General features: G+C 31.5%; 13 protein-coding genes. 4 read left to right on the top strand and 9 right to left on the bottom strand.

The features are described 5' to 3' along the window. Together B0A66_RS15815 and B0A66_RS15810 are read right to left on the bottom strand one after the other, a co-directional pair. On the bottom strand, window positions 1-503 hold a 503-nt coding region (locus B0A66_RS15815; protein WP_089050824.1), incomplete at its 3' end, for an SRPBCC family protein. A gap of 44 nt (window positions 504-547) precedes the next feature. Continuing rightward, window positions 548-1,444 (bottom strand): winged helix-turn-helix domain-containing protein, encoded by an 897-nt coding sequence (locus B0A66_RS15810; RefSeq protein WP_089050823.1) that lies wholly within the window; start codon window positions 1,442-1,444, stop codon window positions 548-550. Window positions 1,445-1,610: 166 nt separating this feature from the next. Here B0A66_RS15810 and B0A66_RS15805 point away from each other — a divergent pair, with 166 nt between their 5' ends. Further along, window positions 1,611-2,264, top strand: coding sequence for a YceI family protein (locus B0A66_RS15805; RefSeq protein ID WP_089050822.1), 654 nt, complete (start codon window positions 1,611-1,613; stop codon window positions 2,262-2,264). A gap of 215 nt (window positions 2,265-2,479) precedes the next feature. Here B0A66_RS15805 and B0A66_RS15800 read toward each other — a convergent pair whose 3' ends face one another. Then, window positions 2,480-2,983: a hypothetical protein gene (locus B0A66_RS15800; RefSeq protein ID WP_089050821.1), complete on the bottom strand. Its 504-nt coding sequence runs from the start codon at window positions 2,981-2,983 to the stop codon at window positions 2,480-2,482. Between the two features lie 133 nt (window positions 2,984-3,116). Here B0A66_RS15800 and B0A66_RS15795 point away from each other — a divergent pair, with 133 nt between their 5' ends. Both B0A66_RS15795 and B0A66_RS15790 read left to right on the top strand, forming a co-directional pair. After that, window positions 3,117-3,467 carry a hypothetical protein gene (locus tag B0A66_RS15795; protein WP_089050820.1) on the top strand — a complete coding sequence of 117 codons (351 nt, stop codon included), beginning with the start codon at window positions 3,117-3,119 and terminating at the stop codon, window positions 3,465-3,467. Window positions 3,468-3,755: 288 nt separating this feature from the next. Further along, on the top strand, window positions 3,756-4,916 hold the full coding sequence (locus B0A66_RS15790) for an outer membrane protein assembly factor BamB family protein (protein ID WP_089050819.1): 1,161 nt from the start codon (window positions 3,756-3,758) through the stop codon (window positions 4,914-4,916). A gap of 71 nt (window positions 4,917-4,987) precedes the next feature. Here the strand turns inward: B0A66_RS15790 and B0A66_RS15785 are convergent, their stop codons facing one another. The 6 genes from B0A66_RS15785 to B0A66_RS15760 all read right to left on the bottom strand — a co-directional run bounded on the left by B0A66_RS15785 (window position 4,988) and on the right by B0A66_RS15760 (window position 10,771). After that, window positions 4,988-5,521 (bottom strand): hypothetical protein, encoded by a 534-nt coding sequence (locus B0A66_RS15785; protein WP_089050818.1) that lies wholly within the window; start codon window positions 5,519-5,521, stop codon window positions 4,988-4,990. A gap of 20 nt (window positions 5,522-5,541) precedes the next feature. Then, a complete protein-coding gene (locus B0A66_RS15780; protein ID WP_089050817.1) occupies window positions 5,542-6,594 on the bottom strand; it encodes a serine hydrolase domain-containing protein in 1,053 nt (350 codons plus the stop codon). 17 nt (window positions 6,595-6,611) lie between these two features. Continuing rightward, a complete protein-coding gene (bla, locus tag B0A66_RS15775) occupies window positions 6,612-7,505 on the bottom strand; it encodes a class A beta-lactamase, subclass A2 (protein WP_089050816.1) in 894 nt (297 codons plus the stop codon). A gap of 174 nt (window positions 7,506-7,679) precedes the next feature. After that, the gene (locus B0A66_RS15770; protein ID WP_089050815.1) at window positions 7,680-8,756 is read right to left on the bottom strand and encodes a calcium:proton antiporter; all 1,077 of its coding nucleotides are present in this window, start codon (window positions 8,754-8,756) and stop codon (window positions 7,680-7,682) included. Between the two features lie 226 nt (window positions 8,757-8,982). After that, window positions 8,983-10,329 carry a S41 family peptidase gene (locus B0A66_RS15765; protein ID WP_089050814.1) on the bottom strand — a complete coding sequence of 449 codons (1,347 nt, stop codon included), beginning with the start codon at window positions 10,327-10,329 and terminating at the stop codon, window positions 8,983-8,985. Window position 10,330: 1 nt separating this feature from the next. Next, window positions 10,331-10,771, bottom strand: a complete 441-nt coding sequence (locus B0A66_RS15760) for a MarR family winged helix-turn-helix transcriptional regulator (RefSeq protein WP_165766626.1) — start codon at window positions 10,769-10,771, stop codon at window positions 10,331-10,333. A gap of 223 nt (window positions 10,772-10,994) precedes the next feature. On the opposite strand from B0A66_RS15760, the gene B0A66_RS15755 reads away from it, so the two are divergent. Then, a complete protein-coding gene (locus B0A66_RS15755; RefSeq protein WP_089050812.1) occupies window positions 10,995-11,435 on the top strand; it encodes a PepSY-like domain-containing protein in 441 nt (146 codons plus the stop codon). Window positions 11,436-11,483 lie beyond the last annotated feature (48 nt).

The raw sequence follows: 11,483 nt of genomic DNA, 5'->3' as shown, positions 1-11,483 counted from the left end.
AACAATATGCATTGATCCGTTTCTAATAACTCTTCTAAGTTATCAATAGACATTGTGAAGCCTTCTTTGAAACCCATTTCAAGCATCATTTCCATGCGTTCAAGTGATTCATTATAGATAGCAATACTCACTTTAGTGATACCATTTTGCTCACTGAAAGAATAGTCCCAATCTGAACCCGGTAATTGAGCATTTCCATCCTCGTCTGCAAAAGCGTTAAGCAGTTTAAAATTCGTTTTTGGAGTAATAGAAGTATATTTCTGAATTGCACAACGCTCTTGTCCTTCAGGGCTAACCATAGCGTAAAATCTTCGACCACCAACTTCAAAATTCATGTCTTTTGTTTTAGATGTCCACGGTTTAGGTGCAACCCACTGATCGAGTAATTCTTTTTTAGTAAAAGCATCCCAAACTAGTGGAAGTTCTGCAGCAAATTCTTTAGTTATGAATGCCGTTTTTATTGTTTTGTCAACGGTAAAATCAAATAGCAAATTGTTTTTCATTTTTTATTTTTTTAATTGTTGATATTATATTTTAAATTATTATTCTAAGATTTGATGCTCAGTTTATATCCTTTACCACGTATAACATCAATTTTAATGTTGGGATCATACTCCAGCTTTTTTCTAAGTTTTGAGATAAACATATCCAAACTGCGTCCTACAACAACACCTTCATCTTCCCAAATCTCTTTTTGCAGTCGGCTTCTCTCTATTGTCTCATTGGGAGACTGAGCAAAAATGAGCAGTACACGGGTTTCTGTTCCTGTGAGATCTACTGTGTTTTCATTTATGATTAGCTTTCGATTCTTTGCATCAAATAATACCGAACCTAAAGTGAAAATATTCGTTTGCTCCAGAAGACTTTCAGATAAAGGTTTTCGTGTCTTAGCGGATCTTAAAAAAACAAAACCAACAAATGCTAAAAGGGGCAGGCCACCCAAAATAAATCCATTTTTTGCCAGATTTATTTTTTTCGGTTTGAATTTAATCGTAATCCTATAACATGCTTTGGGCTGCTTTCTTCCTAAACAGGCTACTATATCATCTTTTTTATTTTCTGATATCGCAAATCCATAAGCTAAGCTACCATCATTACAGTTCATTACATTAACAATGTAATCACTTGTAAGTGGATCTTTAGAGAATAAACGTTGTGTAATGTTCACCAGAGAATCACTTTGAAAAGTTAGCGCATTCTCAAAGCTAATCTGATACTCCTCTTTGGTTATCTTTTTTATGGGAAGAACTCTTGATGTTCTATCACCAGACTGCAAAAGGAGTTCATGTCCTATTCTTCGAAGCAAAATTTCTCTTCTTGCGATAGCAAAGTCATCACCATCATTTATACTGAAAGCGGTGCAGATTGCTGACACAAACAAAAACATCATGAATCCAAATACGAACTTGCTTTTTCCAGACAAGATATTTAGCCTATCTATCATAGTGTCAATTTTTTATTTACAAAGTTTACAATTTTATTTACAATTCAGATTACTTAAGCAGAAAAATATCAAACTAATTTCGCTGCATCAAACTTTGATAAGAGCATCAAAATCAAAATGTCTTAGCATTTGATAAAAATTATTTAATCAATTTAATTTCTGTAGTATGAACAACAAACTATCAAACATCCACTTAATTTTAATTCTTAGTCTTTTCTTCTTCGGTTGTAGTGGAACTGAAAAAAAAGAAAACAAAAATAATGCTTCAAAAAGTTCCTTGTCTTTGCATTTTGGAGAGGAAAATTATGCCATAATAGACACTAAACAAAGTGTTATAACATGGAAGGGATCTAATCTGGTTGGTTCAAACAGCCATACGGGTTATATATACATATCACAAGGTGAACTCATAGTGAAGAATGGTCAACTTATGGGTGGTAAAGCTGAAGTCGATATGAATACGATTGAAGACGAAGATCACGGGAAAGATAATACACTTGTGAATCACTTAAAAGATCCTGATTTTTTTGATGTTAAAAAATTTCCTTTTTCAACCATTGTACTTGATAAAGCTACATCGATAAATGGAGAGAATAAAAAAGTTAAAGGTAAGCTTACTATTAAAGGTATTACACATCCTGTTTCTTTTCCGGCTAAAATAGAAGTTAAAGATGAAATTGTCAAAATGAGCGGAAAATTAGTGATTGATCGAACAAAATGGGATGTTCGTTATAAATCAGGAAAATTCTATGCGCTTTTAGCAGATCAAACTATATCGGATTCTATTGCCTTTGATATAAAGATCGTTGCAAAGAAATAAAGAACTTATGGTGATATGAGGCATTTATCATAAATGGTTTATGCAATTCTTTAAATAATACAGAACAGAATTAAATCTGTTTATTTATAATAATTTTTTAAAGTTTAGCTTCTAACTTTGGATTTTCAGGATCAGTTATTTCAAATATTCCTTCTTTAAATTCAATTGACTGATTAATAATCCATGGTTTAAATGCCTCATATTGCTTATAAATTCTAAACCCTTTTTTGCTCTTGATATCTAGTTGTTAAATCTTTATCGAGGACAAATTTTAAATTCTTATTTTTTCCCGTAAGCGTATCACCTTTAAAAAAATATTTTCGAGCGGGTATAGCGGGTATTTTTACACCAGGTGTAGCAAAATCAAACCAACCTCTTTGTCTATAACCTCTTTGTCCTCTAACCTTAATCTTATGTGGACTTAAAATAATAAATTCATCTATATCAGTTATCTTAAATAATTTATTCACGTTTGATAAATCGGGGAACTTGCCTCCTTCTTCAAACACAAATTCAACAGATTGAATCGTTCTTTCATCCCAATCAACTTTAAAAAAGAACCACCAGATCTCTTTTTTATCCTTATTACTAGTAAATAAGGCTTTATTTTTATAACTGTAAATTTTTACATTTGAATCGCTTTTTTGAATGTTTTGCGTTTGTCCAATGCTTAAAAAGGAATGCATAAGCACAAATAATAGTATTTTAAATTTCATCATTTTATTTTTATCAGTTTCTTTTCTGAATTAATTCAGAGAGCGTCTTTATGGAAAACCGTAAAAAACGCCTAAGACCTTCTGTTAGTTTTGTGAATTCAAAAGTATAATATAAAACTTAATAATTCATTCTAACATGACAGCGAAATATCTTAAAAATGATTATGCTATAATAAAAGTTATAGTAATGTTTCCTCTTGCTTTATTTGTTCCATATGTTGGTCCAATTGTAGCTATAGGAAAAGGAATTCAAAGTATTACAAGAAAAACAAGAAGACAATTTTGGAAAGAAAGTCAACCTATAAAAAAACCAGATCGTCGATATAAAGTAGGCTACCGAATTGAAGGTTATGCTGAAGTCGAAAAACATGAAAGAATTCCAGCAGATGAAAATATTCTTAAAATCTACAGGAGAAAAGGTATCGCTTATTTGACGATTGGTGTGGTACTTATAACATTCCACATGTATTGTTATTATTTAGTTTGAACCAATAAGTAATTCTCAATAATCTATTGTGTTTCTTTTATTTGTGACATTCGACAAACATATAAAACTCCAAATTTATACTGAATTTGGAGTTTTTATTTTTTTATTTTAAAAATGTCCCTGTCTAACATGTTAAATATGAGGTCTTAACTGTTCTATTTAAGTAATATAAAACTATTTCCTAACAATATAACTTCTAAAATGCTGTAATAAATTTTCACTATATTTGGCGCGGACATTAGTTTACTTGCAAAAGAAACCCCAAATCATCAAATCAAAATATTAAAAATGAAACAAAAATTAATAACTCTTTTATTTGTATTTACTGTTATCAATATGGTTGCGCAAACGACGGCTTCCGGGGATAATATCGTAACTAATAAAGTTTTAACTCCGATTGCGAAAGTTCCTTTAGATATTGATGCTATTTTAATTTATGATTACGACGGCATTCTGACGTCTTATAATTTAGATGCAGAAACTATAAACTGGACTGTGAAAGCAACAAATGCTTTTACCGAAATGTGCGCAAATGGTGTAACATTACATGATGGAGTAGTATATGTTCCGTTTATTAATGGTGAAATTTTTGCAGTTGATAACCAGGATGGAAATATTTTCTGGAAATCAAGAATAGGTAATATCAACGATCAAATTGTACTTAAAGATCAGACTCCGATTATCAGTAATGGAAAATTGTTTATCACTTCTCAAAACGAAAACAGCAGTATCTACGCTCTTAATCTTAAAGACGGAAGTTTAGCATGGAGTTTTAAGCTGGATTCGCCAATTAACCATACTTCAGTATTTTCTTTGGGAAACAAAGTGTTTACGGAAAGCGGCACTACTTTTTATAGTTTTGATGCTAATACAGGAAAAGTTCTTTCTCAAAGAAGTTTCGAGCAGCCAATGTCAGGAAAACCTGTCACAGATGGTGAAAATGTAATTGTAGCTAATGAAAAAGATGTGCTTTTTGCTTTAAATCCAAACAACTTTGAAACTGCATGGCAATTTAAATTAGCTGAAAATCAGCATAATATTAAGGATCGTATATTTTGCAAAGATAAGATGGTGTATTTTGCAGCTCAGGGTACTCAAGTTTCTTCTGTATACGCTGTTGATACGAAAACAGGAACTCAGTTATGGAAAACAGATTTTAAAGACGACAATATTCAGTATATAACACAACAAGACGAAACGCTTTGGGGTTACACTAAAAAAGGAAAGCTTTTTCAAATACATTTAGAACGTGGTGAAATAGTTTTCCAGGCAAAATTGACTACGGCTCCTGTTTCAAATATTGAGTTTCCGGATGTTGAATCCATTTTCTATTATTGCGATGCTGGATTGATTCAGTATGAAATTGAATCTAAAGACGAAAATATGGTTTTTATGAGAACTTCTATTAAAGACGATGTTTATAGCGCTAATTTAAAGATCATTAAATAAGAAGACAAAAAATAGCTGATTAAGTCAGTTAATTAGAATTTATAGAAAGAGGCTTATTAGCCTCTTTTTTTTTACCTTTCTATTAAAAACTCTTTGAAACACTCTTTAATTTCAAAATCTGTATTTATACTTTTACCTTTCTCTGTAAATCGATAAAGAAATGGATTAATTGATATGTTTTCAATACAATCCTTCTCAACAAGTAATTCTAAATATTTGTATATTTCTTTTTTTGAATTACCCGTCATTTTCGATACTTCAAAAAGTACAAAACTCATATTTTCAATATCTTTAGAACAATTATTTGATTGAAGCCAAAGCATCTTAAATAACGCCTTCATTGTTCTAAATTGCATTTTATCACTTTCTAATTCTTCAATTATTTCGTAAGTTTCTTTAATAAATTTTTGATATCTAGAAACACCAAAAAATAGTAATCTTTTGGGTTCATATTTAATTTTGTAAAACAATGCTCTTATTTTATAATCGTTCTCAAAACTTGGAAATCTTTTCTCTAACTCACTCTTTGATATCTTTTTATTAAAATATTCCTTAACTAAATTAGCTGCTAATTGTCTTTCTAATTTATTTGTTTCATCAATCATGTTTTAAACCAATTATAATATTACTTTATCTCAGGAAGCTTAAACTCTTTATTGTAAACAATTTTCACTATGTTTTCTATAAAAAGATTGGTGGGAATCTTTTCACCATTGGTAGAGTAGGCGATCGCTATTTCATCTTTTGGATTATAAATCAATCGGGAATGAGAACCTAATACATCGCCGCTATGTCCGTAGAAGATGTTTTCATCGTACGGAAATAAAGCTAATCCACGTCCCCAATCTTCTTTTCCAAGAGTAGGTTTCATTATCTCTAAAGTTTCTTTCTTTATGATTTTGTTTTGAAACAAACTTGTAATTATAATGTTTAAATCTTTTGTTGTACTGGCAATGTCGCCAACACCAACAACATTTGTGTATTCTATATCTTTAATTTCAGTCCAATTATTTTCTTTTGATTGATAAGACTTAAATGTATTCGTCGGTTTAGAGGCTACAGAAGCAAAGTTTTTAAGACCTAATGGTTTCGTAATTTGTTGTATAACGACTTGGTTGTAATCTTTTTTATGTTTTGCTTCAATGATCTTGCGTAACATAATGTATGCAGAGTTAGAGTAAGCGACTTTTTCATTTGGCTCAAAGTTTACACCTTGTTTTATTATTTCATCAACAATTTCTTTTTCGGTTACTTTATCCATTACCCAAATTGCACCGTCTCTAATCGCAAAATTACCTAGCCCACTTGTGTGCTCTAATAAGTTTTTGATCGTTATTTTATTTGAATTTGGTATTTCCAGAAAGAAATCAGCAAGTTTGGTATCTAATTTTAATTGACCGTCTTCAACTAACTTCAGAATTAAAATCGCAGTAATCATTTTGGTGACAGAGGCAATCTGATATTTAGTATCCTTATTATATTTTACATTTTTTAGTTGTGATTGTCCAAAACTTCTGTTGTAGACTTCTTTTCCATTTTTAAAAATAGAGACACTTCCTAATCCTGCATGATTGTTTTCGATATAAGTTAGATAATTGTCTATTTTTTCTTTCTCAATGGTCTGAGCGAATAAATTTCCTGAAATAAGTAGTAAAAGAGCAAGTAGCGTAAACTTCATTTGTATGTTTTTATTTTTTATTGATTTTTAGAAGTGTAATGTTTCCACACTGCCTTTGTGATATCAGCCATTAATTTTTCGGTAGCTTTCATAGAAATACTAATATTTTTCAGATAAATACAAAGAATAACATGTTGACCGTTTGGAAGTTTAAAAATACCAATGTTGTTCATGGCAACTCTTAAATTTTGGTCGTTAGTTCCGGATATTCCGGTTCTGTGTGCTAATTCGGTATTTTTAGGAAGTCCAGCTTTCATCCAGGTAAGACCACGGGAAGTTTCTACCATTATTTGGTATAAGTATTTGGTAGACGTTTCTTTTAAAACCTGTCCTTTATAAAATTTTTCGAGTAATGTAGTTGTAGCAAGAGGAGTTGTCGTATTTACATAAAGATTTTCCCAAGTTGACATTTCTTCTTCATTCACTTTTATGGTAAAATCTTTGATTCCCTGACTATTAATGAATTTCTGCACTGTTTCCGTACCTCCAATTTGCCTTAGCAGAATATCGCATCCATTATTATCACTATGCGACACGGTGTAGCGCAGTAATTGATCTAAAGTTAGGTTGACATTGCCTTCTGGAAATTCTTCTCTCATTGGGCTCCATGTATTTGGAAGCAATTCTTCTTTTTTAATGAAAAAGGACTGATCTAATTTCAATCTTCCATTATCAACCAAATCTAAAACAGTCAATGCAATGTGAAATTTAAAAACACTCATCATAGGAGCTTCTAAATTACCATTGATGCTTAAAGTATCTTGATCTTCAATTCTTTTAATTGAAATTCCTGCTGTTAGCTTTTTATTTGAAATAAGGTGTTCAATTTTTTTTCTGAGTTCAGTAGAAGTCTGAGCAAATGTATTAGATGCAAAAAAGGCGATAAATAAAAGGGCAATTATTTTTTTCATAGAGCAGGAGTGGTGGTGGTTTAGAACAGGTTGAATGAATTTGGTTTTGTTCAGCGAATATAAGAATTATCCTTATGAAAACTAATTTAAAGTTGAGAGATAATGTTTGTTTTAAAAACAAAAAACTCCATTAAAAAAATGGAGTTTCATATAGAATTTTAAATTAAAATCTATTTATGGATATATCATTAGAAATATAAAAGCAAATAAATTTACGAGAAGTACAACACCATAAACAATATTTGATTTTCCGCGGCTTAATGACAACATTACGGTAAACACTGATAAAGCCATTAAAACAATTGATTTGATATCAAGTCCCAGAATAATAGGCATATCCATTATAAAACAAACTGCAGCCACACTGGGAATCGTTAATCCGATACTTGCCAAAGCAGACCCTAAAGCTAAATTTAAACTTGTTTGAAGTCTGTTTTTTCTGGCCGCTATAATGGCCGCAACAGCTTCCGGTAACAAAATTATGGCTGCAATTACAACTCCAACTAATGATTTTGGAAGATTGTAGCTCACGATTATACTTTCGATAGTAGGAGAAAGTGTTTTAGCTAACAAAACCACAATACCAAGACTTACCAAAAGAAAAACTAAACTTGTGACGAAGGTTTTGTTATTGATTATGATAGAATGTTCCGCTTCTTCATCTCCATCAGTTCCGTTTGCCAGAAAATAATGTCGGTATCTTTTGGTTTGTGCAAATAAGAAAGCGGCATAAATAACCAGGCAGGCTCCGGAGGCAAAAACCAATTGTGGAATAGAATAATACGATCCTTCAACACTTTTAGTAAACGTGGGAACAACTAATGTAAAAACTATAATTGAAACTAAAGAAACTAAACCGATTGTAACAGAAGACGAAGAAAAATTTTGTTCGTAATGTCTCAGCCCTCCAATAAAAAGACATAATCCTATAATACCGTTAAGAATAAGCATTGTTGCCGCATAAACGGTATCTCGAGCCAAAGAAGCTTCTGCTGCGCCTTCTGACATCATAAGAGAAATAATAATAGAAACCTCAATAACGGTTATGGATATCGCCAAAATAATGGTTCCGTAAGGTTCACCAACTCGCTCTGCAATTATTTCTGAATGATGTACTGCCGACATTACGCTCAAAATAAGAAGGATGCTTGCCACAACCTGAAAAATGCTGCTGTTGTCTACGAGTCCGCTAAAAAAGAGAAGCCACGATACTATTGGAATTATAACCGTCCACTGGAGTAATTGTTTCATTTTATTGTTTTTTATACTTGGAAATTAATTTTAACCAACCCATTTTTCACGAATTGATTTTTTAACTTCCCTAATATAGGGCTTTTATTTTTGCCAAAGGAATGAAAAAGCTTGATTTTCGTGCTTTTTCATTCCTTTTAAAAACAATTCTAAAAATATAAATAATTTATTTTCAGTGATTTAAAAGTAAAATTTACAACAGCGTGATAGCAGTATTAAATTTTTGCTAAATAGTGCTTTGCTGGTCTTTTTTATAAATTTTCTCTTGTCCATCCTGATAAATTCTCTTAATAGCAGTTACAGTTCCATTTTCAGAAATTACTTTGATTCGGAATTCATTTATTCCCTCAATAGCAAATAAATCCTGCTCCAGAGGCGTTAATAAAAGCGTTACAATATTATTCCATTTGTAATAGAAATGATCTGCTTCATAAACCAATTCTGATTTTCCGAATTTTCCCTGATAGGATTTCAAAGTATTAACATCAACATGAACCGGTTTCTGACGATTTTTAACAATGGGAATAAACCATTCCAGTGTGTTTACTGAATCTTTACTTTTAGCTATCAATTTTTGTAAAGCCAATATATGCGACGCATTAACAGCTTCTTCGCTCTTGCACAAAACATCCGGCATAACGCCTTTGCCTTCAAAATCAGACTTTGTTATGGGATCTTTTACTTCTCCAAAAGGTATATTGGCAGAAAATCCATGTGCTAATACTTTTCGATCGATCGGGTGGGCGCCACCAGCTGTTTTTTCTCCAATAATTGTAGCACGTTTTAAGTTTTGAAGGGAATAACTCATCCATTCCGCAGCAGAGAATGTCGTATTACTAGTCAGGATATAAACATCGGCTTCGTTTAATCGTTTACCCGGTACAGAAGGCAGCAGCCACATTTCACGTTCCAGCTTTTTGTTTTCTTTTTCATAAGTATAGTACTTGTAAAGCGGTAACTCTTTATTCCAATACAGATAGGTACTTATAAACTGTGCCATTTCCATTGCTCCGCCATTATTATTCCTCAAATCAATAATAAGTGCGTCAGTATTGCTTAAAAACTGCATTACTGATGTTGCCGTTTCACTACCAATGGCAGGATCTTCAAAATAGGTAAATTCAAGGTAACCAACGTTTCCTTCGAGAATTTTAACTTGTTTAAAACCAAAATTATTCTTTTGCGCTTGTGCTAATTCTAATGCTTTAATTTTCTTCTCTATTTCCTTCTCTGACTTTTTTAAGTAGTTTTCTGCCCATTCAGGATCGAACATTACTCTAAAATGCAAATCTTTACTGATTTCAATCAAATCACTAGTCATTTTTGCTGCATAATCATTTGGAGTATTGACGGTTGTATAGTTTCCTTTTTTAAAATTTTCATTTAATTTTTTCTTGATCTCCGCTACATTATTGGGCTTAATATAAAACCCTTCGAGTTTTTTGATCAAAGAATCAAGAATTTGTTTCTTCTGAACTTCAGTAAGTGAAGTAATAGTAACCGGAGCAGTTTGTTTTTGTGCTGTTGCGCTGATACTCATCGCAAATAATAAAAAGGTAATAAGGTGTTTCATTTTATACTGTTTTGCAATTTGTAATTATTTTGTCCAGAATTTTATCAAGCATATTTATTTCTTCTAAGGATAAGCCGTCCAAAGCTGTTTTTCGATTTAAATGAATAACCGGCGTTAATAATTCGATTGTTTTTTTGCCTTTATCGGTAATCTCAAGCTTCGTTTTTCGCTTGTCTAGAGCATTTGTTTCTCTTATGAGGTAATCTTTCTTGACCATAAGCTCGATTATTCTTGTTATCGAAGCATTGTCCTTAAAAATCAGTTTAGCAATTTCTATTTGAGAAACATTTTTGTTTTCATTTAGAATAATGAGCACTAAACATTGATCTACGGTAATATCACTGACTACTTTTTCGATATTTTTTTGAGAAATTTTTCGATATTCTTTAATGGCATGTTCAATGGAGTATAATACAGTCTTGGTAGGATTTTGTTCTTTCATAAATAGCATCAGTATTTAAATTTACTTGATATATCAAATATATAAATAAAAAGTAATGCGAATACATATTTAAATAAAAAGTCAAAAAAATTGTTTCTGAATCAGTTACAAGGCGTTTCTGGGGATCTGTATTTAAATCATAAACACTAAATCTTTCCCAATTTGATTTGAATTCACTTTAAATTGTATTAAATTAGGTACAAACAATTAATTAATCAGAATCATGAAAACGAAAATAATAGTAGCCGCTTTTTTACTTGTACTTGGTACATCGGCTAATGCACAAAAGAATATTGAATTGAAAGACCTACCAAAGGCATCGCAGGATTTTTTACAGCAATACTTTAGCAATACTACCATTGATGTTGTAAAAAAAGATGCCGAACATGGCGAAAAAGGATATGAAGTCAAGCTTAAAGACGGTACAGAAATAGAATTCTGGAAAGATGGTTCTTATCGGGAAGTTGACGGACATGACAAGCCCATCCCAACCGCATTTCTTCCACAATGGCTAAATGATTATGTTACACAGCATCATCCTTATGAAAAAGTAACACACATTGATTACGGTCACAAAGATGTCGATGTAGATTTAACCAACAATATTGATCTGGAATTTACAAAAGATGGAAAAGTCTTAAAGGACAAGAAAGATAAAGATTAAAACAACTTCATTTAATAAAATACCCCAAAAAGCGGAAACACTCTTTGG

Origin of the sequence: Flavobacterium hercynium, assembly GCF_002217285.1 — a bacterium.
Taxonomy (GTDB): domain Bacteria; phylum Bacteroidota; class Bacteroidia; order Flavobacteriales; family Flavobacteriaceae; genus Flavobacterium; species Flavobacterium hercynium.
Note: the sequence above shows the minus strand (reverse complement) of the source record. Positions and strands in the feature narration are given on the sequence as shown.